Source organism: Rohdeia mirabilis, from assembly GCA_007750655.1.
Classification (GTDB): domain Bacteria; phylum Planctomycetota; class UBA1135; order UBA1135.
The window spans coordinates 348,784-373,009 of the sequence record CP036290.1 but is presented as its reverse complement, the minus strand read 5'-3'; the positions used below and the strand labels follow the sequence as shown (position 1 = coordinate 373,009).

The following is a 24,226-nucleotide window of genomic DNA, read 5'->3' as shown; positions in this document are numbered from 1 at the left end:
TGAGGCTCCGACGGGCTCCGCCCCCCCGTTCTCCACAGCTTCCCCACAACTTCCCCACCGACGTCGGGCCGCCGTGCCGAGTTCTGCGGACCCTGGACGTCCGGGCGGGGCCGAGCGCTCCGACCGACCTCTCGGCGGCGGTCCACACGTTCCCACGCGCGGCGGCCCATGCGCCAACTGGGCGGTGATCGCGGCCCCTCGCTATCATCGGCCGATCGTCCAGCGACCTCTGCCTCGCCGCGATCCCCCCGATCGCGTTTCGCTCGACGCTCGTGGCCGTCCGTCCGTGCACGGCCTTCAACCTGCCCGCAACGACCCGTGCCACGAACGGCCGCGCCTCACCAGCGTGGCGCAGACTTGTCACCAGGCTCCGACGACCCGACCAGCACGGCCACCGGCGATCAAGCGCCGGGGATGGAGCAGGTGCGCGACCTGCTCGTGCCGTACGTGCCGCCGGAGCGCTCGCGCTATCGCTTCCGGCACGTGGACGAGTGCATGAAGAAGGGCGTCGCGCCGACGACGGTGGTGTTCGAGCTGGCGGAGCGAGACGTCTTGGGGATGAAGCCGCGGGTGCGCCGGCGGTTGCGCGAGCGGTGCCTCGTGTTCGATCCACAGCGGGTGTGGATGCGGAGCCTGGCGCGCGCGGTGTTCCACGGCACGGCGGAGGGGCGGCAGGAGCCGGACGACGAGTGGCTCGAGTGGGTGCTGTCGCGGTCGTTGCGGGATCTGCTCTACGAGGATCGCGAGAACCAAACGAATCTCGTGCCCATACCGGAGGGCGCGGAGGACGACTACGCGCTCATGACGGAGCTGCTGGGCATCCCTGCGGACGACGCGCGGCTGGCTGCGGTGCGTTTCAACGACATGGCGTACGATCGGCGCGTCATCGCGTTCCGGACGATCGTCGAGGGCTGGAGCCTGGACCAATGCGTCGAGGCCGGGTTCGGCGACCACGCCCATGTGCAGTCCGAACTGCGAGCGGCCCTCGCCCACATCTCGAACACGACCGACCCCCTCAACCCACGCATCGTCGGCGACGACGGAGAGTTCCTCTGATGAGCGCACTCACCCACCTGAGCCCCGACGTCCTGGAGGTGCTCCACGACGTCGCGAAGCAGGAGGACTCGTTCCTCCTGCGGGTGCAGCGAGTGCCGCTCGAGAAGATGGCCGACGAGCGACAGCCGCTGCTGCGGTCGAGCGCGCCGTTCCTGAGCCCTGCGGAGAAGCACCTGCTGGATTGCTATCGGGACGAGGTGGGGTTGGCGTTTGAGACCGCGCTGTATCTGGCGGTGACGGCTTGGAGCACCGAGCCTGAAACGGTCATCTACTCGGAGCCGATCGTCCGATACGAATCGCTACTCAACCGGGAAGGACGACGAAGAGTCACACGCGACTGGGTGGCGCAGACCAACCACGGGAATGAGCATGTGGGCCTGAACGCCACTTGCGACAGTCCAAACTGGAAGACTCTCGCCGTGCAAGCGCTAACGGTACGGAGGCGCGGCGCCAGCCTGGTAAATGCATCGCGCGGATATGCCCTTAGTGGAGAAGCAAGACTCTCGTCCCAGCTCATGGGCCAAGCAGCCAGCCGCTTCGACGTAGACCTCCAGGTCTACTACTCGAATCATGCATTCAGTAGCTATGTAGGCGGAAGTCACTCAGCCGCTGCAAGGAGCTACCGCTGCGCCTACGAACTACTCCCGGATCCTCGCTTTCTGGCTTGCTGCTATCTCAACTCAGTGCTGTCTCAAGAACCAATCGCTCCGTCGCTAAGGGAGGAAGCTGAAGTGACTCTCAGCGAACACATCCCCTGGCTTTCAGGAGCGCTGCGCAGCAGGTCGTCAAGGTACGCCCTCAGCGCCCAATCAATTGAGATGATCAGCGATTCCGACCCCCTCCTGGCACGCTGGCTCAGCGAGTAGATCAATGCCTCTGCGAACGAAACTCGCCCTGTCGGCAATCATCTTGCTCGCCGCAACCTCCCAGGCATTCCCCCAGGGTGGAGGCGGAGCACCGCCCGCCAAGAGGCCTGGCGCCACGAAGCCCTCAGACGTTCGTCAAGTTGACAAGGCGACGGCCAGTGGTGATCTACCGACGCCGACCGCCCCCCCAAATGAGAAGCGAACGAAGGCCGCCCGACGCCGCAGCCAAGCATGACTGCGGACAAGAGAGTGACCGCGCCCCTAAGAGTTGCACTGACCCTCCTTTCGGCTGCGGCATTGCTTCTGACCGCTATCTGGTTGGCCCTAGGTCCACCCGAAGAAAGCATTGAACACGTCTCCGAAGCTGAGGCAGAGCCTCAGCGGCTACCTGGCGACTCAGCAGAGACACCACCAAGTGCCGCCCCCCAGCAGGCGCAAGACGACGTTCAGAGGCGGGAAGCGCCACAGCCCCCACCGACAATCGTCGTCAGAGGCCACACGCCTCAAGGTGACCCGATTGAAGGCTGGGCAGTTGCAAGCCCATCCCCGCTCCCGTCACGCGCCTACTCGACTTCAGAGCTGCCCCACAGACTGAGGGAGTCCTTGGCCTCCCCGCTCGCGTACGACGACGATTGGATACGATCGCCATTCGACTCCAATGGCCAGGCCGTCCTAGTAACTTCAGAACTATCCCCCTCAGAAGAAGGAGTCATAGTCTGGGTTGTCGGAACAGGCATTACCTCAACTCCAGCCCATCTAACGGCCCGCAACTGGCTTGATGGCGAGGCGATTGAAATCACTAGCACCCCGCGAACAATCAACTTAATCACCATCACAAACCCAGGCGATTCTCAACACCCAGACAACATCACAGTCTCGCAGTTCGCCCTCAATCGGTTTGATCAAGATGGTCGTACTGCCTACGACCTCAATCCAGCGCTCACCTGCCATCAGTTCGAACACTCACCCCCCCCTTCGTCCTCCGTAGAAGCCTTCGACCACGGAGGAGAGCATTTGGTCGTGGCCGAGACTGACTTCAAGTGCTCACTTCCCTACATCGGCCCACTACCTCCCACCCTTGACCTGGAACTACATCCAGCCTTCTTCGTAGAAGCGTGGCTGGATCCTGAGTTCGAAGAGGTTTGGGGCGCGATTGCCCGCGTCCAAGCATTCAGCGACGACTCCCAGGAGTGGATCGACACAGGCATCAGCTCGGCAGACAGCCTCGGTCGCACGGAGCCAATCAAGTGTGCGTTCATTGACGGTGCAGACTCATGGCGCGTTCGCATTGACGCTCCATTCCTGATCCCCGCTATCGCCCCGATCTCTCCATCCCCCGGTGCACACCTCAAAGTACCAATCCGAGTACAGCCCCAAGGTCACGTCAACATCAGGACAGTAGACTCGGAGAGTGGCGCGCCGATCGTGGGCTCGCGAGTCACCCTCGAAAGTACCCAAAGCACCGGCGCGCCCTGGACCGAGGAGACCGACACCGATGGGTGGGCCTTTTTTAGCACATTGCCGGCTAGCGAAACATTCTCAGCCAACATCTCCGCCATAGGCTACCAGTCCATCCTGGGACTCTCATTCGACAGCAGGACGCAGGCCGGAACGAGCCATTCGACATTCCGTATGTCGCGTACAGTCCCCGTCAGCTTCCAACTCGCTCCAAGGCTCAGTGGGCTCGAGACATTTTCTCTCGAAGCCAAGACGACCGAGGCCACCCATCAATCTTCCGCCACCAGCCTTGTCTTGACGAACCATGGGCTTGCGGAAAGTGCAGTGCTTGCGCTCGGTCGGTCAACACTGTTCCTAAGCAACGACCGCGGATACTCTGGACCTCACGTCCTCGACGTGCATGAGTCAGGCCAGTTCCTTGGGACCCTTACGGTGAAGCCATGGGCGTCATCGAAAGTTCGAGTTCTGGACGCTACCACCAGTCTCCCCGTCGACAGCGCGTCGTCGGTAGCTGCGCTATCTGGTCTACCACGCGAGTCAGCTTCAGAAGCCAATCGCTCTTGGGCCGACTCCGACGGCCGCATCACCATCGACCGCTTCCCCGAGTCGGGGGGCTCGCTCTACATCGAAGCCCCCGGCTACTCCTCGACCGTCGCCACCGAGTTCGACTGGGAAGGCTCGGTCGCCGACTTCGGCGTGGTGCGGCTCCAGCCCCTCGCCCGCGTCGACGTGCGCCTGACCGGCGGCTACAGCGACCCCGAGTGGTGGAGCGTCGACGAAGCGCGCCATTCGGGCGCACCAGCTGTTCACTTCGACTCGACCGGCACGGCGAGCCTGCCCTTCAACCGCGGCTCGTGGTCATTGGGTGTGACCGATCCCACCGGCCGGGAGGAACGCCTCGAGTTCTTCGATGCGATGGAAGAAGACACCATCGAAATCGAGTGGCCGGTCAGCCGCGACGAGCTCCGAATCCGCTTCGTCGGCGCCGAGGATGGCGACTTCGCTCTCGACACCTTCCATACGCTGAAACTCGATTGGGAGTCGAACGTGGGCTTCTTCTCGCGCTCGTTGCAGGTGGACCTCGACGCTGAATTGCCGCGCATCCGCGCCATCGCAATGGATGGGGTGCTGGACCACGCGGTGGACTGGAGTCTCTCGAGCCCGTCGGGCGAGGAGTTGGCCTGGGGCCGCTTCTCTCCGCCATTGACCGGAACGCAGGAGCTCGTCGTCGACCTTCGTCCAGGGACCGCGACGATCGAGGTCGTCGACCGCAATGGCACACCTCTGCCCGAGACGCTGGTGCTCGCGTTCGACGAGTTCACGATCGGAGCCAGCCCCTACATCCGGCAGCTCGAGACCGATGAGAATGGACGGCTGCAGATGCCACTGTTGCCCGACAACGCGCTCGGGATCGTCCTCATCGGTCCGACGGGAGGCGTCGTGCCGCGCGTGGACACGAGCGGTTGGCGCGCCGGCGAGGTGACGCGGGTCGAACTCGATGCTCCCGGGACGCTGCGAGTGGAGGTGGTCGACAACGCGTCTGCGGGCGGAGCGGCGGCGTCGGTCGACGGTGCGCGCGTGGTGGTGAGTCGCGACGACGACGCGTTGTGGCTGGTCGAGTTCTTCGCTGGAAACGATGGCGTCGCTGAGTACGAGGGGCTGGCCCTCGCGCCCTATCGTCTCGCCGTCCACGCGGAAGGGCATTGGAGCCGCGAGTTGCCGATGCGGATCGACACGGGCGGTTCGACGCCGCTGACGGTCGTGTGCCCGAAGCTTGCCAACCTCGAGGTTCGAGTTCGCGACGAAGCGGGAGTACCGCAGGTCGGGCTGGCGATCGAGCTCGAGCACGTGGGACTGGGCGAGACGGTCGGGTCGTGGATCGAAACCGGTCAACTCGAGGGCGCGGCCACTGTCACCGATGGGTCTGGCTCGATCGCGCTCTTCGAGGTGCCGGCTGGCGAGTACCGCGTGCTGGTCGACGGCGAGGAGGTTGGACGCGCGATGACCGAACGCGAGATCAACACGGTGATTCGGGTCCGGTAGATCGGCAGCGAGCGGGCGGGGCGCGCTCTCGGCGAGCGTTCGGAGGATGGAGGTCGCTTGGCTCGATCTCGGCGCGGTGCTCTTCCAGGGGCCCCCCAGCCCCCCCCGCCCCCCCCACCCCCCCTTGCTCTCCTCGGCGCGACCGGTCGCAGCCAGCCGGAGAGTTGGACGGCGAACGAGCCACCTCGACATGGCACTCGAGGTGCTTGGACGACTCGCCAGGGCCGCGTCGTTCGCCATCCACCACACAGACGGGTCGAAGTGTCGAAGGGTGGCGGGTGGCGTCTTCGAAATGTGCGGGGCCCTGCGCGCCGCCTGTGGAGGGCGAGCCATCCGCAGCGCACTCGATGACCAGCACGGGCGTCGCTGGCGCACCGCAGCACGAGTCGCAGCCCCCGCATCGGGACACGCGCCACGACCTCGACGCCGGGCGACTTGCTCGGGCGACCAGCGTGAACGGCTCGGCCTACTCGCCCTACCCCGGCTCGTCGAACAGACCCTGCTGGCGCGGCGGCTGCGGAGCGCTCGTGTGGGGACTCGCGTCACCCGCGTCCGACTCGCCACTCGCCGGAGCGCGACTCGCCACCGAGGGCGCCGCCTCGAGCAGCGCATTCAAGCCCTCGGCATCCAAACCCTCCGGCCACGTCCGCGCCCCCTGCTCGCGCAGGCCATCGAGCCCGGGCGACGGCGCCGCGCGCGTGTAGACGGCGCCGCGTCCTGCCGCGAGCTGTTCGCGCATGCCACTCCACGTGCCGCCCTTGCCCTTCGCCGACGCGACCGCCAGCGACGCCGCGCCGAGCGCGTGGATGAGGCGGTTGCGCGCGAGCAGGTTCGCCGCACGCGGCCGCAGGCTCGGATCGAACGGCGACAGCAGCACGAGCCGGCCCTTCATCAGGTGCACGCGCCAGCGACGGTCGAGCGCCGCCTTGCCCAGCGAGTCCGCCACCACACCGACCACGCGCGCCTCGCCTGCCGATACAGGCGCGCCGGACGGCACCGCACCTCGTGATGCGGTACCTCGTGATGCGGTACCTCGTGATGCGGCACCTCGTGCTGCTGCGGCCCCCGCCTCGAGCGCGCCCAGCATCGCCGCCTCGTCCACGCCGATCGCTGCACCGGACACGAGCCCGCGCCCCGCCGCCACGCACAGGCGCCCGACCTCGGCCGCGAAGGCGAGGCTCGCCTCGTCCGCCACGCGCGAGCCCACCACCGCCAGCGCCGACGGTGAACCGACCAGCGGGTCGGGTCGGACGCGCGCTCGGTCGGACACGTCGTTCGGCGCGCCTCGTGCCTCACCGTGCATTCCTTCGCACGTGCCATCGGGCGACCCGCTGCCCGAACCACGGCGCTGCCCGGGCGGCGAGCCTGTCGACCTCGCGATGCTCGATTCGCCCGGCGACTCGCCAGCCACGGGTGGCGGCGTCGCGGCGGCCGCCTCGGCGAACCGCCCACAGCCCCACACCAAGACCGGCGCGCCGTCCCCCAGCCGCTCGAGCCAGCCCGCCGGATAGCCCGGGTCCGTGCGGTGCCGCACCCAGATCGAACGCTGCTGCCACTGGTCCAAACTCGTGGCCAGCGGCACCTCGCGCGCGAGCAGGCGCTCGACCTGCGCGGCCTCGAGGTCGGCGACGGCCGCTGTGGCCCGGGCGACGAGCTCGGGCCGGCGCGATCGGTCGAGCAGGTCGACGGGCTCGGCACCGTGTTGAGACAGCACGTGCGCGAGCTGGCGATAGGCCTTGGGCGTGATCGGGCGGACGGCGTGCGCGGACGAAGACTGGGCGGACGTCTGGAGGGGCGCCAGCAACAGCAACGCGACGCGCGCGGCCGGTGACGGGCCGCGGGCGTCGCTCTCGCGCCCACTCGAAGCTGCGTCGCCGGACGGCGCTCCACGTGATGGCGCGCCACGAGACGGCACCCCGCCAGAGTGGGCGCCACCCGAGCGCGCGGCTCCAGCGTCCGGCGCACCCGAGCCAGACGCACCCGATCCACCGGCGCCCGCCTCTCCGGAACCTTCGCCCGACCCGCCTAGTCGCTCCATCGCACCGCCAGGGACAGGGGCAGCACCGGACCGCTGCCCGCCGACCGCAGACAAAAGGCCGACACCGTCAGCGTCCAGCGCGAGTCCACCAAGTCGTCCACGAGCAGCACCGGCCCCTCGAGCACGCGGCTGGGGAACGGCGCGAAGGCCCCGTCCACGTTGCGAGCTCGGTGCACCTGGTTCTCCATCTCGGCTTGAGGCGGGTGGTCGCGCGCCACCTCCAAGGCTTCGACGAACGGCACGCCGATGCGCTCGGCCAGCGCCGCCGCGAAGTCGCGCACCAAGGTCGGATGGCGCAGCGACGGCACGGCGGTCACCCACTGCGGGGCGGGGTCGGGCGCCCAGGCGCCATACATCTCGAAGCAGGCCTCGATCAGCTCGGGCGCGAACGCACCGTCCACCTCCTTGCCGTCTTTGATCGCCCGGCCCCAGCCCGCGTCGCCCCAGACCCCCAGCGCACGCCCCTCCCGCACCTGGTCGTCCGCAGCGATGCGGCCACTCAGTCCGTACTCGGAGAGCCCGCCCGCCGGCCACATCTTGCGCGGCTCGATCACCAGGGCCGAGCGCCGCAGGAAGTCCACCGCGTCCTGCACGAGGCCTGGGTCCACCGATTCGGGCAGCGGCTCCACGTCGGGCTCGGTCACCTCGCTCGGGTCGCCGTCGAGCGCCTCGATCAGGAACGCCATGTGCCCCGACTCGAGCGCCAGGTAGGCCTCCATCTGTTCCAGCTCGTCCTCGCGCAGCGCCGTCAATCGCTCGGCGCGCTCCCAGAAGTCCTCGCCGAGCTCGGCCGCGGTCAACTGCCAACGCGTGCCCTCCTTCACCACCGGCGCGGGCGACTCGAGCGACAGCAGTTGCAAGGCCTTGGTGATGCGGCCGCCCGACTGGTTCAGGCGCTGCTGCAGCGACACGGTGGACAGGCCCGCGGGCGCTTCTTCGAGCGCCGCCACCAGCCCCGCCACCTCGTCCTTGCTCGGGAATGCGCTGCGGATGAAGAACTCGAGGATGTCGCGGTCCTCGTCGCCGGACAGCAGCACGCCGTGCGCGGCGGCGAGCGCGCGTCCGGCGCGACCCACCTGCTGGTAGTAGGCGACGACCGACCCGGGCAACTGGTAGTGGAAGACGAAGGCGAGGTCGGGCTTGTCGTAGCCCATGCCCAGCGCCGTCGTCGCCACCAGCGCGTCGATCTCGTTGTTCAGAAGAGCCGCCTCGAGCCGCGGCCGGTCGTCGCCCGAGTCGGCGGTGTAGGCCACGGCGCGCAGACCCCGCGTGCGCAGCCAGGCCGCCACGCGCTCGGCGTCGCGCTTCGTCAGGGTGTAGACGATGCCGCTGCCATCGACGCGCGCCACGTTCTCGGCCAGCCACGCCAGACGCTCGGCCTGGTTGCGCAAGGTGATCGTCTGCAGCTTGAGCGACCCGCGCGCCAGCCCACCGCGCATCGTCGTCAGCCCCGGCCCCAGCACGTCGTCCAGGTCGGCCATCACGCGGTCGTTCGCGGTGGCGGTGGTCGCGAGCAGGCGCAGGTCGCCCGACAGGCGCGGCAGCAGGCGTTGGACGAGCCGGTAGTGCGGCCTGAAGTCGTGGCCCCAGTCCGAGATGCAGTGGGCCTCGTCGATCACGAGCAGCGCCGACTCCGCGAACGGCCCGCCGAGCATGCGCGCGACGAAGCGCTCGTTCGCGAGGCGCTCGGGCGAGACGAGCAACACGTCCACCTCACCCCGCTCGGCCGCCGCTTCGACCGCGTCCCACTCGCCCTCGTTGGCGGAGTTGATGGTCTCGGCGCGCACGCCCATGCGGCCTGCCGCCTCGATCTGGTTGCGCATCAGGGCCAGCAGCGGCGACACGAGCAGCGTCGGCCCACACCCCGCCTCGCGCAGCAGCTTGGTCGCCACGAAGTACACGAACGACTTGCCCCAACCCGTGCGCTGCACGACGAGCAAGCGTCCGCGCCCCTCGACGATGTGCGCGATCGCCTCCTCCTGGCCCTCGCGGAACTGGGCGTCCTCCGCCGGCTGGCCCGGTCGGCCACAGCCCGCCCGCAACAGCTCGAGCGCACGCGCGGGGTCGTAGGCGGTGGTCGTGTCGGGCATCGGGTGCGATCGCGGGGCGCGGCAGGCGTGAGTGGAGCGACGTGGATGGGACGGGAACCGCGCGGAGCGACGCGACGGGCAGTGCGCCTCGTGCAGCACACCCATCCGATCTTCCCCATCGGCGAGGCACAGCCTACGCGAGCGACCCGGCGGCCCCCGTCCACCTCACAGACGGACGGGCGCGCGATCGGTTGCGGGTGCGGGGGTGAGAAATCGGCGAGGTGGATTGGTCGGTACGGCGTCAGGCACGCAGCTGCCACCTGCCGCCAACGTCGCTGCGAATCGCAGCGACTCGGCACGGCAGGTGGCAGCTGCGTGCCTGACGCCGTACCGACCAATCCATCACGGGCGCACGACGCCCTCGATCGCTGTCGTGACCTCGGACGCGAACGTCAGCGGGTCGATCACCGCCGCCTGGAACGCGACGCGCAGGCCGACGAGCGCCGGGTTCGGCGGGAACTGCAACGACACCGTGGCCGAACCACTGCTCAAGAATGCGAGCTTGTAGAAGGACGGGAACGGAACGAGCGCGAGCAGCAGTTCATTGCCGTCGGGCAAGAGCGTTCCGCAGCCGGAACCATCGACGCCGAGCGCGCCGTAGTAGATCGCCGCCGCACCGTTCGGGGCGACGGTCGAGCTCACGTCCGTGCTGGTCGGCTGGCCGCCTTTCAATGGCCCGGTGGGCGTCGAGAGCGACGCGGTGATTCCGGAGCAGCCGGGGAACGCGAGCCAGTCGGGGTCGAGGCCGAGGTCGAAGATGTACGTCGCACCTGCGCCACTAGCACTGTCATCGGATTGGTCTCCGTCGACGCCGACAGCACTACTCGCTTCGCTGACTGCGCCAACCGCGAGCGTATCGCCCGAGAGTGCGACGCTCGTTCCGAAGTAGTCGACCTCCTCGGTGTTGGACCCTTTCAGGTAGGCCTGCTGGCTCCAGGTGGAACCCGCACGCAAGAAGACGTACGCGGCACCCGCGGCAAATGCGCCGTTGTCCGCCTGGTTTCCGTCAATTCCAGTCGCAAGGCTGTCCTCCAAGTTGGCGCCGACGACCACGATGTCACCCGAGACCGCGACACTGGTCCCGAAGCTATCGCCACCGTCGGTGTTGGAGGCCTTCAGATAGGACTGTTGGCTCCATGTCGAGCCGGATCGAGCGAACACGTAGGCGGCTCCAGCGTTGCTCGAGCTATTGTCCAGTTGGTCTCCATCGACTCCAGAGGCAGCACTGTCTTCGAGCCACGCACCGACCACAGCGGTGTCACCCGATAGGCCCACGCTCCAACCGAACTGATCGTTCGCGTCAGTGTTGGATGCCTTGAGATAGGCCTGCTGGCTCCAGGTCGATCCCGAACGCTCGAAGATGTAGGCGGCCCCCGAGTTGGACGCACTGCTATCGGTCTCGTCGCCACCGACGCCAGCGGAGCCACTGTCCTCCCAGATGGCCCCCGCGACCACCGTGTCTCCATCGATGGCGACCGACGTCCCGAACTGATCGCCCTGGTTCGAATTGGAGGCCTTCAGATAAGCCTGCTGGGCCCACGTCGTCCCGGTGCGCACGAAGACGTAGGCAGCTCCCGAACTGCTCGTACTGTTGTCAGCCTGGTTCCCGTCGATTCCAGCCGCATTGCTCCGTTCTTGCGCGGCACCAACGACGACCGTGTCGCCGGAGATGCTCACGCTCTTGCCGAACTCGTCCAACGCGTCGGTGTTCGACGCCTTGAGGTACGCCTGCTGCGTCCACGTCGTGCCCGACCGTACGAAGACGTAGGCAGCTCCAGAGAAGCCGGCGAGGTTGCTCGACTGATCGCCATCGACTCCCGTGGCAGTGCTCGCCTCGCGCCAGGCGCCTACGACCACCGTGTCGCCAGAGACCGCCACGCTGAAACCGAATTGGTCGTTGATGTCCGTGTTCGAGGCCTTGAGGTACGCCTGCTGCGCCCACGTCGCCCCGCTTCGCACGAAGACATAGGCGGCGCCGGACTGGGATGAACCGTTGTTCGCTTGGTTGCCATCGACGCCGGTGGCGTTGCTGTCCTCGCCGTAGGCCCCGACCACGACCGTATCGCCTGAGATCGCCACGCTGTAGCCGAACTGGTCGGACGCGTCCGTGTTCGACGCCTTGACGTAGGCCTGCTGCACGACCGGATCGATCGTCAGCGGGTAGCGCGCGCCCGTGTCGTCGACGTGCAGCGTGAGGCCGTCCGGCGAGGACGTCATCCAGGACGCGAGCTCGCGGCCGGTGTGATCCACGGTCGAAAGTCCGGCGTAGGTCGCGACGAAGGTGCCGCTCGCGTCGAAGAGCGCAGCACCGAGCCCGTCCGCGTCCACGCGCGCGTCGAGTCCACCGATGACACGCAAGTCGAAGCGCAGATCGCCCGCGCCGCTGTCGGCACCCTCCGGCCGCTCCCGCACCGTGAACCCGTGCTCGAGCCCATCGTCACCGTTCACGTACCACTCGGTGACCGTGTCGTCCCACGCGTAGCTGATGCGGCAGCGGTCGACCTCGGTGCGGACGGGCGTCGTCACCTCGATCTCGCTCCCGTCGAAGCCGTACGACACGAGCTCGAGCCCGAACGTCCAGTCACCTTCGTCCGGCCTGACCAACGCCCCGCGCCCGTCGAAGCGCGTCGCGTACTGCTGGCGCGGCGTGCGCGTCTGGTGCTGGCCGTCGTCGGTCGCGAAGACGCGGTGGCGGCCGTGCTCGTAGGCCTCGCGCAGACTCGTCCACTCGGTGGCGGTGAGCCCGTCGGGCGTTTGGGCCGATGCGAGCGGTGCGAGTCCAAGGGTGGCGGTCAACAGCGCAAGAGCACCGACCGCGAAGCGAGATTCGATCATGGGGGGGGCGAGCGTCCTCGGGGGCAGGTGGGCAGTCCTCCCGTCGGCCTGTGGGCGATCGGCAGGAGGCAGGCGCCCATTGCAACGCTGAACGAACGTACGCGGGGATCGAAACTCGGGCTTCCGTGCCCCACCGCGGCCCTGGATCGATCGGTTCGGCGCCGGGCACGCACTCGGCACCTGTCGCGCCGAGCCCAACACGTTCATTTCGGCGGCCGCGTGCGCTCCACTTCGCCCGGCGCGAGGCACCAGCCACCGGAACCCGCGGCGTCTGGCACGAGCAGCAGCACCACGAGCTCGGCACCCACGAACGGGTCGCCGGCGTGGTCGAGCACGAGGCCGATCGCACCCGTCAGTTCGACGCGCCCCTCGGCGTCCGGAGCTGGCAGGCCCGCGCCCACCGCCTCGAACACCGCGCCGTCGAGTCGGCTCCAGGCCTCGCCCTCGGAGCGGTGGTCGTCGATCGAGAAGTACGTCTCGGCCACGACCGCCCCGTCCACTTCGATGCGGGCGTCGAGCAGGCGCTGGCCCGGCATGCAGCCGGCGCTGGCGAGCGAGAGGGCGAACAGCACGACGTGGAGCAGGCGCGGTCCCATCGCGCCATGGTAGTGATCGGTACGGCGCCCGTCACGAATCCGCCACCGACGGCGCCGGGAAGAGGCCGAGAGGGATGCCGGCGCCCAACGCGGCACGGCCGCCGCCCTGCCGCAACTGTGCCGCGGGCGACGCCGCCGGCGCGTCAGTCGAACAACCGCCCGATCAAAAGCGTCGCCATCGAGATCGCCTCGTCCACGACCACCAGATCGTCCACCCCGTCGCCGTCGAGGTCCGCGCTGGCGAGCGCGACGCACGACTCGTCCACGGCGAAGCGCAGCGCCGGCAGGAACCCACCGTTGCCACGACCGCGGTAGACCCACACGTCGCCGCTCGACCCGTGGCACACGGCCAGGTCCAGGCTTCCGTCGCCGTTCCAGTCGCCCGAGACGATCGACCGCGGCTCGAACCCGCCGGGGTAGCGCTGCTCGGCCGCGAAGGTCCCGTCGCCGATGCCTAGTCGGACGGAGAGGTCGTCGCTGCCGCGGTTGGCCGTCGCCACGTCGAGCACGCCGTCGCCGTCGAAGTCCTGGACGACGAGGCCGCTCGGTCCGGTCCCCATCGACGTCGTCTGGACGGGCGCGAGCGTTCCACCCACCTGTCCGAGCAGGACGCCCACGTCGCCCGAGACGCGGTGCGCCGTGACCACGTCGGGCAGGCCGTCGGCGTTCAGGTCGGCGACGATGAGGCGTTCGACGGCTGCGGTCGCGTAGCCCACCTCGAGTCCGAACGTCCCGTCGCCGTTGCCGGGGCGGATCGTGACGCCGGTGGGAGAGCCCGTGAGCAGATCGACGAGGCCGTCGCCGTCCACGTCGTCCAGAGCGACGCAGCGCGGAGTGCTGCCGACGGCCACGAAGACGGGCAGGCCGAAGCCGCCGTTCCCCAGGCCGAGCAGGACCTGCACGCCGTCCTCGGCCGGTGACGGCACGGCCGCGTCCAGGAAGCCGTCGCCGTCGATCCGCCCGAGCGCGACGTGCTTGCCGTTGCCCGGCATCGGATGGTTGACGGGTGCGGACAGCGCGCCCGCTCCGCCGTTGAGGAGCGTCGCGAGCACGCCTCCCGCGCCGCGCACCACGACCAGGTCGTCGTCGCCGTCGTGGTCGAGGTCGCCGCGCGCGAACGCCACCCCACCACCGGTCACGAACGTGCGCGTCGGTTCGACCAGGCCGCCGGTTCCGTCGCCGGGCACGACGAGCAGGTTCGGGACGTCCGCGGCGCAGATCACCGTGTCCAGCCACCCGTCCGCGTCCACGTCCTCGAGCGCGACCGACGCGCCCGCGGCGGGCAGGTCGAACGTCGCTCCGTCCGCGAGAACCCCGCCGCCCAGGCCGCGCAGGATCACCGCCTCGAACCGATTGTCGTCCACGACGAGGACGTCCAGCTCGCCATCGCCGTCGATATCGCCGACGTCGAAACGCTCGCTCACCAGGTCGAACGACTTCTCGCTGATCCCGGTGAAGCCGCCGGCGCCGTCACCGAACGCGATCACGACGCGGCCAGTGATCTGCGGAACCACCGCGATCGCGTCGAGCGCTCCGTCGCCGTCCATGTCCGCGACGCGCACCTGGTCCTTCAGGAAGAAGAAGGGCGCGAATCCGGACTCGGTCAGCGCGCCCGTACCGTCGTTCGTGCAGATCGTCAGGCCGTCGACATCGGTCGAGACGAGCACGATGTCGAGGTCCCCGTCGGCGTCCATGTCGGCGGCGCGGATCCCGGTCGGGCCCTCCGACGACGTCAGCACGAGCGCACTCGGCGCACCGAACAGCCCGCCGCCCTGACCGAACCACACGGTGACCTCGTCGGACCGACGGTGCGCGAGCGCGAGGTCGGGAACCAGGTCGCCGTTCAGTTCGGCGATCACCAGGTCCGCCGGTTCGTCGCCGCCCGACGCGAACGGAACGAGTGCCTGGAACGTCCCGTCTCCCAGTCCGAGGAAGACCTGCACCAGGTCGATCGCCTCCACGCACGCCACCAGGTCGACCACTCCGTCCCCGTCCAGATCGGCGGCGTCGATGTCGGTCGCGTTCGCCGGCACGGGGCTCGACCAACTCGGCTCGAAGCGACCGTTCCCGATCCCGAGGAGCACCGCGATGGACGTCGAACCGCCGGAGACGACCGCCACGTCGCGGATGCCGTCTCCGTCGAAGTCCGCCAGCACCTGTTCGCGCCCAAGGGATCCGGTCGGGAACACCTCCTGGTCGAACAGCGAGTCGCCCGACACGTCGCCGAGCACGTACTGGCGCGCGTCGGTGAACGCCAAGCCACCCACGGCGGTCGCGTCGACGACGACGGCCTGGCCGACGAACGACACGCCGCACAGCGACGGATCGAGCACGCTGGCGCCGAGCAACTTGGACGAGCGGCCGTCCGCGTCGAGCGTGAAGATCCCGCTCGCGAAGAAGGGCGCGGAGGGGTGGGCGACGGCGTCGTAGCTCGGCAGCGCCACGGGGATCGAGGTGTTGCCGAACGCGAAGCCGCCGACGCCGAACGCGGGACCGTGGGTGACGAGGATGCGCATCGTTCCGCCCAGGATCGGCGCGCCGACGTACGTGAGCCGCGGCTGTCCGAACGCTCCGCTGCTGCCGCCGCCGAGGTTCGCGGAGTCGGCCGCGGTCGAACAGGTGGTCTGTGCGCCGGCGGGCGCAGCGAACGCACTGGTCGCGATGAGCAGCGCCGCGGCGGTCAGCAGCCCCGAGGCGACGCGCGAACCGGCGGCCGTGATCGCGGCGCGCGCCTCGCGATCGGGCGCGCGTCGACCGTCGTCGGTGCTGAGGCGGGTGCGGTGGCAAGCGCAGATACGAGTACGGTTCACGGATTCGATGGCGAGCGGAGAGGTGAGCGTAGAACGACTGGAGCGGTTGGTTCTCATCGCAGGAGTGCTCCGCGCAGGACGTAGCCGATCTCCTCGTTCCGCGAGAGCGTGACGATGTCGGCGATGCCGTCCGAGTCGAGGTCGACCGCGACCACGATGTTCATGTTCTTGCCGCAGGCGTAGAACCGACCGGGAGCGAAGCCCTGTCCGGGCGTCTGCATGCGGACGACGAGCCGCGGGAACTGCGAGGAGAGCATCCCGTCGGAAGCGACGAGGTCGCGCAGACCGTCGCCGTCGACGTCCACGATCGCGATCGGACCGTCCCCGGTGCCGAGCGGCACCTGGAATCCGAGGGCGAGCACGCCCGAGCCGGTGTTCGCGTGGAGCGACACCAACTCCCACGCGCGGACGGCGACGTCCATGGCACCGTCGCCGTCGAGGTCCTCGGTGAAGATGCGAGTCGAGTCGGGAAGCACCGCGGTGGACTGGACGAGCGTCGATCCGCCGACGCCGAACTCGTGGACCTCGAGGACGGACGCGCCGGCGCACAGGACCAGCAGTTCGCAGACCCCGTCGCCGTCGAGGTCCTCGAGATGCACGTCGACCGGCTCGCTGGCGACCGGCCACACGAGCGGCGCCGCGAACGCGCCGCCGCCGAGTCCGAGGTGCACGCGCACCTGGTCGTCGTCCTCGGCGCTGTTGGCGATGTCGACGATCCCGTCGCCGTCGATGTCGCCGACCGCGATCCCGATCACGCTGTCGCCGCCCGGCAACAGGAGCGGAGCCGCGAAGGTTCCGTCGCCTGTGCCGATGAACACACGCACGTCGTCGCTCGACCAGCCGGCGCCGACGATGTCGAGGACGCCGTCCTGATCCACGTCGCGCAGGGCGATCTCGCGCAGGTTGCTTCCCGGGCCGATGGTGTTCCATTCGACGAGCGCGCCCGTTCCGTCGCCGCGCAGGATCGTCAGCCCGACGTCGTCGAGGTCTTCGAGCAGGAGGACGAGGTCCTGGTGGCCATCGCCGTCGAGATCTCCACCGGCGGCGTCGCGCGGCCTGGCGTCGAGTTCGGGCAAGGGATCGAGAGCGAGGAAGGCGTCCTCGCTCCGCCCCATCAGCGTCATCACCTCGTAGCCGTCGGCGCTCTGCCCGCCCGCGCGCGTGCCGATCGCGACGTCGAGTCGCCCGTCCAGGTCGAAATCCTCGACGGCGGACACGAACGCCGCCGCGCCGACCGAACGGATCTCCGAGTCGCCGAAGCTGCCCGCGCCGTCGCCGTACAGGAGCTCGACGGCGAACGGTGAAGTGCCGGAGCGAGTGAGCAGATCGAGCTGCCCGTCGCCGTCGATGTCCAGAAGCGCGCACACGTCCAGGCCGGCCGGCGAGTCGATCCGCTCCGAGAACCCACCGACGCCGTCGGAGAGCCAGACCGACGCAAACAGGTCGTTGTGGTGCACGAGCACGATGTCGAGCAGGCCGTCGCCATCCACGTCGGCCGTGCGGACCTCTTCGGGCGTGTTCCTCGCGGGCAGCGTGAGCGACTGCAGGAAGACACTTGCACCGTCGTTGAAGAGGATCGTGATGTCGTCCGAACCCGAGTTCGCCACCACGAGATCCTGATCACCGTCGGAGTCGAAGTCGGCCACGGCGATCGAAGTCGGGTTCGCTCCGACCGCGTAGGCGAACGGCAGCCCGAACGTCCCGTCGCCGTGGCCGCGCGGGACGGAGACGGTCGAGGAGTTCGCGACGACGAGATCGAGCAGGCCGTCCCCATCGAGGTCGGCCGCAGCGGCCGCGAAGCCGACGCCCCCGACCTGCACCACCTGCTCGAGACCGAATCCTCCCTGGCCGTCGTTCAGGTAGAGGTAGCCGAGACCGTTCGCGAGGACGAGGACGTCGTCGTTCCCGTCGCCGTCGAAGTCCTGGGCGAGAATCTCCTTCGAGGCCAGCGGGGACATCGGGAACGTGAACTCGGCGAGTGTCTCGAACGTCCCGTCCCCGCGCCCGGACATGGCCAGGACTCGATCCTGCAAGTAGATGGACACGAGGAGGTCCATGTGCTCGTCGCCGTCGAACTGCGCGCTCACGACGTCGTAGACCCGTCCACCCGTGCGCGAGACCGGCAACGGCAGGAGCGGCGCCTCCGGCACCTCGCCCAACCGGATCCGGCGCGCGTCCGAGAACGCGAGTCCGCCGAGGGCCAGCGGGTCGGCGACGAACGCTTGCACCACGAACTCCACGCCGAGGTACTCGCTGCCGACGGTCGGGAGGCCGAGTCCGACGGGCGTCGCTCCGCCGCTGTCGGTGACGAAGGACTTGAGCCGGAACAGGGGCAGGCCGGGATGCACGATCGCGTCGAACTCGGGCAGCGGCACGGGGACCTGGGTCACGCTGAAGCCCATCAGTCCGGGCGCGTTCGCCGCCGCCGATTCCACCTGCAGTCGGAACGGTCGGCCCACGACGGGCGAGCCCGTGAAGACGACCTGGGGGACCTGCGCCGTGCCCGGCGAACCGCCGCCGAGGTCGGTGGAGGACGCGCTGTCGTCGCGCGAAACGCGAGCGGAGGCGTCGGGAGCGAGCAGGAGTGCGAGAGCGAGGGCGGCGGCGAATGCCGTGCATCCGCGCGACCCCGTTCGGATCGAAATGGCCATGGACGAAAGGGCGTGTGGAGCCCGGGCAAGGGCAGAGGAGCGGACGACGCATTGGAACACGGGAGTGCGAAGGTGGGGGGCCGCTCGCAACACCTCTGGCGAATCGGGTCGCGCGCGACGGTCCGATCGAGGCTGGGGCGCTGGAGGGCGCTTCCGGCCGTTCGGACCCAGGTCCACCTCTCACCAGCGCTCGCATCACGGACGGCCTCGCGCTCGCACGGCACCGACCGACCGTGCCGGTTGGGTCCGACATGAGCACTGCACGATGGTTTGGACTCGAGGTCTCGCCCTTCGAACGTTCGTCGTCGATCGAGAAGAACGTCTCCGCCACGGCCTGTGTGATCGGTACGGCGTCAGGCACGCAGCTGCCACCTGCCGCCGACGTCGCTGCGATTCGCAGCGACTTTGGCGGCAGGTGGCAGCTGCGTGCCTGACGCCGTACCGATCACTGCCACGTCGCCGCGCGCTCGATCCCGTCGAGCACCACCTCGAGCCCGATCGCGAACTCGTCGCCGAAGTCGTAGCCGGGCTGCAGCGCGTGCTCGGTGGCGAGCTCGACGAAGTGCGGGAACGCGCCCTCGGGCAGACCTTCCATGATCTGCCCGCCGACCTCGGCCAACTCGTCTTCGCCGTCGAAGGGCAGGGCCTGGTGCTGCAGCACGAAGCCGTACAGGTAGCTGTCGATCAGCGAGAACGCGTGCGCCGCACCGGCGACGGTGAAACCGCCCAGGCGCAGACAGCCGATCACGGCGTCGTGGTGGCGCAGGGTCGCGAGGCCGGGGCTGCGGCGCGAGTCCATCAGGCCGATCGCCCACGGGTGGCGCATCAGGACGGCGCGCGCGGCGTGGGTGCGGCGGCGCAGGGCGTCCTTCCAGGGCTCGCCGGGCGTGGGCAGCTCGATCTCGGCGAAGACCAGGTCCACGAGTCCGTCGAGGATCGCGGCCTTGTTGGGCACGTGGTTGTAGAGCGACATCGCCTCCACCCCGAGCGCCTGGCCGAGTCGGCGCATGGACAGGGCAGAGAGCCCGTCGGCGTCGGCCAGCTCGAGGGCGGCGGCGAGGACGCGCTCGCGGGTGAGGGGGGTGCGGGCTTCGGGCATCGGGGGGCTCGGAAGGGCGACGGGCCGATCGGTCGTGGATGGCGCACCGGTCCGTTCGACGCCCGAGCGGTGGTCCAGCGGTCGTCGGCGGCGCTGGCGGGCAGGCTGGTAGCGGGTTGACGGGCGCGGGGCGGGAGCATACCTTACGGCGTAAACCTACAGCGTAAGCCATGAAGAGCCGCCCAGCAGCCCCGCCTCGGCGGCCCGCGGCCCGGGACCACCGCGAGACGCCGCCACCTCAGATGCAACGCCTGCCCTCGCCCCGCCGCTCGACCTGCGCCCCGCCCCCGACCTTTCGATGACCGCCTCCGCTCCCGCCCCGATCCTCGTTCCGATGGCCACCCCGACCGACTCCCGCACCGACTCGCCGCCCGCCCTCCCCGCGACCATGCGCGCCGCCACCTACGCGCGCTACGGCACGCCCGACGTGATCGAGCTGCGCGACCTGCCGCTGCCGACGGTCGGCGCGCGCGACGTCCTCGTGCGCACGCGCGCCACGGTGGTCGGGATGGGCGACTGGCGGATGCTCACCGCCGATCCGGCCGTGGCGGTCCGCCTCTACCAGGGGGTGTTCACGATCCGGCGGCCGGTGCTCGGGTACGGCCTGTCGGGCGTGGTCGAACGCGTCGGGTCCGCCGTCACGCGCTTCGAGGTCGGCGACGCGGTGTTCGGCGAGGCCCCCCAGGGCGGTGGGTTCGCGGAGTTCACGGCGGTGCCCGAGACGCATCTGGCCGCGAAGCCGGAGCGCGTCACGCACGAACAGGCCGCGGCCACGCCCGTCGCGGGGATCACGGCGTTGCAGGGGCTGCGGGACGTGGGACGGCTCGCGAGCGGTCGGACGGGGCCCGCGCCGCGCGTGCTCGTGATCGGAGCGGGCGGAGCGGTGGGCTCGGCCGCGGTGGCGATCGCGAAGATCCTCGGCGCGCACGTGACGGGTCTCGACGGCGCGGCCAAGCACGAGTTCGTGCTCGCTCACGGAGCCGACGCGGTGCTCGATCGCCGGACCGACGACTTCACGACGAGCTGCGAACGTTGGGACGTGATCCTCGACATGATCGGCAGCGCGCCCGTCGCCGCCTGCCGGCGCGCGTTGACGCCGAACGGTCGCTACGTGGCCGTGTCGGGCAAGCTGCGCCGCACCGCGTGGCTGTCCCTGTTCGGTGGCCCGCGCATGGCCGGGCTGATCGCGAAGCCGAACGCCGCCGATCTCGAGCTCCTGAGCGGTTGGCTCGCGGACGGCCGACTCGATCCGGTCGTCGCGCGCACCTACCCGCTCGAGGAGACGGCCGACGCGCTGCGCCAGGTCGGAGCCGGTGGCAATCTCGGGGCGATCGTGATCGGTACGGTGTCAGGCACGTAGCTGTCACCTGCCGTACGCGCCGCTGCGAATCGCAACCACGTCGGCGGCAGGTGACAGCTACGTGCCTGACACCGTACCGATCACGAGCGTCCCACTCATCGCGAGCATGCAGAACGCAGGCAGCGACTTCAGCGCGGGGTCCTTCACCTTCGCGTGCATCGCGAGTGCGCCGACCATCAACACCGTGACGACGACCGCGGCGGGCAGGACGAGCTCGGGCACCCACAGTCCGACGAGCAGCGCGATCGCCGAGCCCACCTTCAGCGTCCCCACCAGCGCGAACATGCCCGACCCCAGGCCGTAGGCGGCGAACTCCTCCTTCAGCGACGTCGCATCGCCGCCGCGGTAGGCCGTCGCGATGGACGAGCGCAGCAGCCAGACGTTGAGGAGGCCGAGACCGATGACCACTTGCAGGGCGGTCGCGAGGGTGACGGGCGGCATGGGAGGGTTCTTCGGAGAGGTTCGGGCGGGAGTCGGCAGAACGAGGGGCTACAGAGCGCGGACCATGGAATTCGCCTTCGAGATCTGCCGCGTGCTGTCGATCGTCGCCTTCGCGGGCTACGGCCTGGCCTGCGTGTTCGGCGGTTCGATGGAAGCGGAGTTCGAGCGATTCGGGCTGGCGCGCTTCCGCGTGCTGACGGGCGTCATGGAGACGCTCGGAGCCCTGGGGCTGCTGGGCGGCTACCTGTTCCCCCCGCTCACCCTGCTGGCGGCGGGCGGTCTGACGGCGCTGATGGTGCTCGGGGTGGGGGTTCGCATCCGCGCCGGCGACGGTTTCGTGGCGACCCTACCGGCGACGATCCTGCTGGGCGTGAACGGGTTCCTGGTGGTCGCGGCCTGAATGGTCCGTGTCAGACACTTCCTCCTCACTTCGAGTAGGAAGTGTCAGTAGGAAGTGTCTGACACGGACTCTTCGGGCGACGGGCGAAGGAGCGTCCGAGGGCCTCCGAACGGGCCTGCAGGGCGTGTGGGGAGCCACCGGGTGAATAAGTTGTGTCTGACACTTTCTATTCAGGATGAGTAGGACGTGTCTGACACATTCAATTCAGGCGCTAGAGTCCGCCCATGCTCCGCACGCTCCCTGTCCTCGCCCTCTCGCTGGCCCTCGCGGGCTGCGCCGCACCCGACTCGGGCCGCGGAGAGGCGCAGCACAGCGGCACGAGCGGGGCGGACGCACGGCGCACGTTCGCGTTCCGCGGACTCGACCTCCACGGGCTGCTGCCGCCGCCGCCCGAGTACCAGCCCGGTCGCGACGAGTGGTTCGTGTACCAGGGGGCACCCAACGAGGAGTTTCGCAAGCACTGGGAAGCGCTGGAGGCCCATCTGACGCCGTACGTGCGGCTCGTGGAGGACTTCGCCGACGACGCCCGCGCCGCAATCGCGGAGGCCGGCGGGCACGTGGATTCGCTGGAGGTCGCCTGGGTCGCGGGGCGCACGCTCATGGTGGAAGGCGACGCGCGCGCGCTGGATGCCGCCGAGGCCTTCGTCACCGAGCGCCGCGCCGCAGCGGACTCTTGGCGCGCCAACCCCCACCTCGACGTCCTCACCTGGAACATCTGGCACGGCGGGCGCGAGGACGGCGAGGACATCGGCCCCCAGCGCGTCGTCGACGTGATCCGCGCGAACGGCGCCGACGTGGTCGCGATGCAGGAGACCTACGGCTCGGGCGAACGCATCGCCGACGTGCTCGGCTTCCACTTCCACCCGCGCGGCACGAACGTCTCGATCCTCAGCCGCTACCCGGTGCTCGCGGACCTGTCGGTGCACGAGCCGTTCCAGTGCGTCGGCGCGTTGCTCGCTCTGCCCGACGCCTCGCGCGTGGCCGTGTTCGCGGTCTGGCTGCCGTACAGCGGCGAGATCTGGGCGGAAGGCACGCGCGACACGGACGATCCGGACGCCATGCTCGCGGCCTGCGAGGCGTCGCGCGCGGAGTTGGAGCAGCTCCTGGTCGCGCTCGAGCAGCGGCTCGCGGACGAACGGCTCGAAGGTGTTCCCGTCGTCCTCGCCGGCGACTTCAACGCCATGTCGCACCTCGACTACGGCGAGGCGGCGATCGACCAGTACGGCGTGGCGCTGCGTTGGCCGACGAGCGAGCTCATGGCCCGCGCCGGCTTCCGCGACGCGTACCGCGAGCTCCATCCGGTGGTCGACCGCGCCGCGGACGCCACGTGGACGCCGCGCTTTCCCGAGCAGGAACAGGATCGCATCGACTTCGTCCACTACCGCTCGCGGCCGGACCCGGCGCGCGTGGCCCGGGCGGCCACGGAGCGGCGGGCCTTCGCGCTGGAGAACACGCTCGGGCCGTGGCGAGCCGTGTCGGCGCGCGTGATCCGCGAGCACGTCGTGGACGGCGTCGAGCGCTTCCCGTCCGACCACGCGGCGGTGCTCGCGCGACTGGAACGTCGGCCGCACTCCACGACCGAGGTCGGAACGCTGCGGGCCGCCACCTACAACGTCCGCCACGGCGAAGGCTCGGACGGTGTGCTCGACCTCGTGCGCACCGCCGACGTCCTGCGCGAACTCGAAGCGGACTTCGTCGGCCTGCAGGAGGTCGATCTCGGGGTCGCACGCACGAACGGCGTGAACCAACCGCTCGCGCTGGCGGACGCGCTCGGCATGCACCCCGCGTTCGGCAGCTTCATGGACTACCAGGGCGGGCGCTACGGCATGGCGATCCTGTCGAAGCATCCGCTCGTCGACACCTACGCGCTGCGATTGCCCGACGGCAACGAGCCGCGCGTCGCCCTGATCGCCGAGGCGCGCCTGCCCGACGACTCGACGGTGCTGGTCGTGAACGTGCACTTCGACTGGGTCGACGACGACGGGTTCCGGTTCGCACAGGCGCGAGCGTTGGCCGAACACCTCGCCGAGCTCGACCGGCCGTTCGTCCTGCTCGGCGACTTCAACGACGGGCCGGACTCGCGCACCCTGGCTCTGTTCCGCGAGCTCGCGACCGAGGCCGACAAGCCCGACGCGGCGCGGTCCACCTGGCCGGCCGACGAGCCGCGAGTCGAGATCGACTTCGTGTTCGCGGGCCCACCGGCGGCCTGGAACGTGGGCCCGGCGCGCGTGGTCGACGAGAGCGTGGCGTCGGACCACCGGCCGGTGGTGGCGGAGCTCGTGCGCCGTTGAGTGGATTGTCGGTACGGCGTCAGGCACGAAAGTGCCACCTGCCGCCGACGACGCTGCGATTCGCAGCGTCTCGGCCCGGCAGGTGGCACTTTCGTGCCTGACGCCGCACCGACAATCCAGCGCTGACACTCGGCACAGCGGTGGCTCAAGCGCGCCGGGAGGGGCACCGAAGAGGGACCACGCCCATCCCCG

The 24,226-nt window shown here is 69.5% G+C and carries 14 protein-coding genes; 6 read left to right on the top strand and 8 right to left on the bottom strand.

What is annotated here, in order from left to right; translation table 11 throughout:
- The first annotated feature begins 495 nt into the window (after positions 1-495).
- The 3 genes from Pla163_RS01340 (at position 496) to Pla163_RS01330 (ending at position 5,423) form a co-directional block, all read left to right on the top strand.
- Positions 496-1,056, top strand: coding sequence for a hypothetical protein (locus tag Pla163_RS01340; protein ID WP_145182417.1), 561 nt, complete (start codon positions 496-498; stop codon positions 1,054-1,056).
- Positions 1,056-1,922: a hypothetical protein gene (locus Pla163_RS01335; protein WP_145182415.1), complete on the top strand. Its 867-nt coding sequence runs from the start codon at positions 1,056-1,058 to the stop codon at positions 1,920-1,922. Before Pla163_RS01340 ends, Pla163_RS01335 begins: the two co-directional genes overlap by 1 nt.
- Before the next feature lie 1,020 nt (positions 1,923-2,942).
- Positions 2,943-5,423: a carboxypeptidase-like regulatory domain-containing protein gene (locus Pla163_RS01330; protein ID WP_145182412.1), complete on the top strand. Its 2,481-nt coding sequence runs from the start codon at positions 2,943-2,945 to the stop codon at positions 5,421-5,423.
- A gap of 475 nt (positions 5,424-5,898) precedes the next feature.
- Here Pla163_RS01330 and Pla163_RS01325 read toward each other — a convergent pair whose 3' ends face one another.
- From Pla163_RS01325 to Pla163_RS01295, 7 genes are all read right to left on the bottom strand, one after another.
- On the bottom strand, positions 5,899-7,227 hold the full coding sequence (locus tag Pla163_RS01325; protein WP_419186187.1) for a DNA-processing protein DprA: 1,329 nt from the start codon (positions 7,225-7,227) through the stop codon (positions 5,899-5,901).
- Between the two features lie 221 nt (positions 7,228-7,448).
- Entirely contained in the window at positions 7,449-9,551 is a 2,103-nt protein-coding gene (locus tag Pla163_RS01320) for a DEAD/DEAH box helicase (protein WP_145182406.1), read from the bottom strand.
- 342 nt (positions 9,552-9,893) lie between these two features.
- Positions 9,894-12,386, bottom strand: a complete 2,493-nt coding sequence (locus Pla163_RS01315) for an FG-GAP repeat protein (protein WP_419186186.1) — start codon at positions 12,384-12,386, stop codon at positions 9,894-9,896.
- A gap of 203 nt (positions 12,387-12,589) precedes the next feature.
- Positions 12,590-12,982 carry a hypothetical protein gene (locus Pla163_RS01310; protein WP_145182403.1) on the bottom strand — a complete coding sequence of 131 codons (393 nt, stop codon included), beginning with the start codon at positions 12,980-12,982 and terminating at the stop codon, positions 12,590-12,592.
- 143 nt (positions 12,983-13,125) lie between these two features.
- Complete coding sequence (locus Pla163_RS01305; RefSeq protein WP_145182400.1) at positions 13,126-15,849, bottom strand: FG-GAP repeat domain-containing protein; 2,724 nt, start codon at positions 15,847-15,849, stop codon at positions 13,126-13,128.
- On the bottom strand, positions 15,846-18,443 hold the full coding sequence (locus Pla163_RS01300) for an FG-GAP repeat domain-containing protein (RefSeq protein ID WP_145182397.1): 2,598 nt from the start codon (positions 18,441-18,443) through the stop codon (positions 15,846-15,848). The genes Pla163_RS01305 and Pla163_RS01300 overlap by 4 nt, the downstream gene beginning before the upstream one ends.
- 445 nt (positions 18,444-18,888) lie before the next feature.
- Positions 18,889-19,542: a TetR/AcrR family transcriptional regulator gene (locus Pla163_RS01295; RefSeq protein ID WP_145182394.1), complete on the bottom strand. Its 654-nt coding sequence runs from the start codon at positions 19,540-19,542 to the stop codon at positions 18,889-18,891.
- 334 nt (positions 19,543-19,876) lie between these two features.
- Between Pla163_RS01295 and Pla163_RS01290 the strand changes: the two genes are divergently transcribed.
- Positions 19,877-20,902, top strand: a complete 1,026-nt coding sequence (locus Pla163_RS01290; protein ID WP_145182391.1) for an NAD(P)-dependent alcohol dehydrogenase — start codon at positions 19,877-19,879, stop codon at positions 20,900-20,902.
- Between the two features lie 57 nt (positions 20,903-20,959).
- Here Pla163_RS01290 and Pla163_RS01285 read toward each other — a convergent pair whose 3' ends face one another.
- Positions 20,960-21,343: a DoxX family protein gene (locus Pla163_RS01285; protein WP_145182388.1), complete on the bottom strand. Its 384-nt coding sequence runs from the start codon at positions 21,341-21,343 to the stop codon at positions 20,960-20,962.
- 64 nt (positions 21,344-21,407) lie between these two features.
- Here Pla163_RS01285 and Pla163_RS01280 point away from each other — a divergent pair, with 64 nt between their 5' ends.
- Together Pla163_RS01280 and Pla163_RS01275 are read left to right on the top strand one after the other, a co-directional pair.
- A complete protein-coding gene (locus Pla163_RS01280; RefSeq protein ID WP_419186185.1) occupies positions 21,408-21,743 on the top strand; it encodes a DoxX family protein in 336 nt (111 codons plus the stop codon).
- Positions 21,744-21,967: 224 nt separating this feature from the next.
- Positions 21,968-24,034, top strand: a complete 2,067-nt coding sequence (locus Pla163_RS01275; protein ID WP_145182382.1) for an endonuclease/exonuclease/phosphatase family protein — start codon at positions 21,968-21,970, stop codon at positions 24,032-24,034.
- Positions 24,035-24,226: the final 192 nt, after the last annotated feature.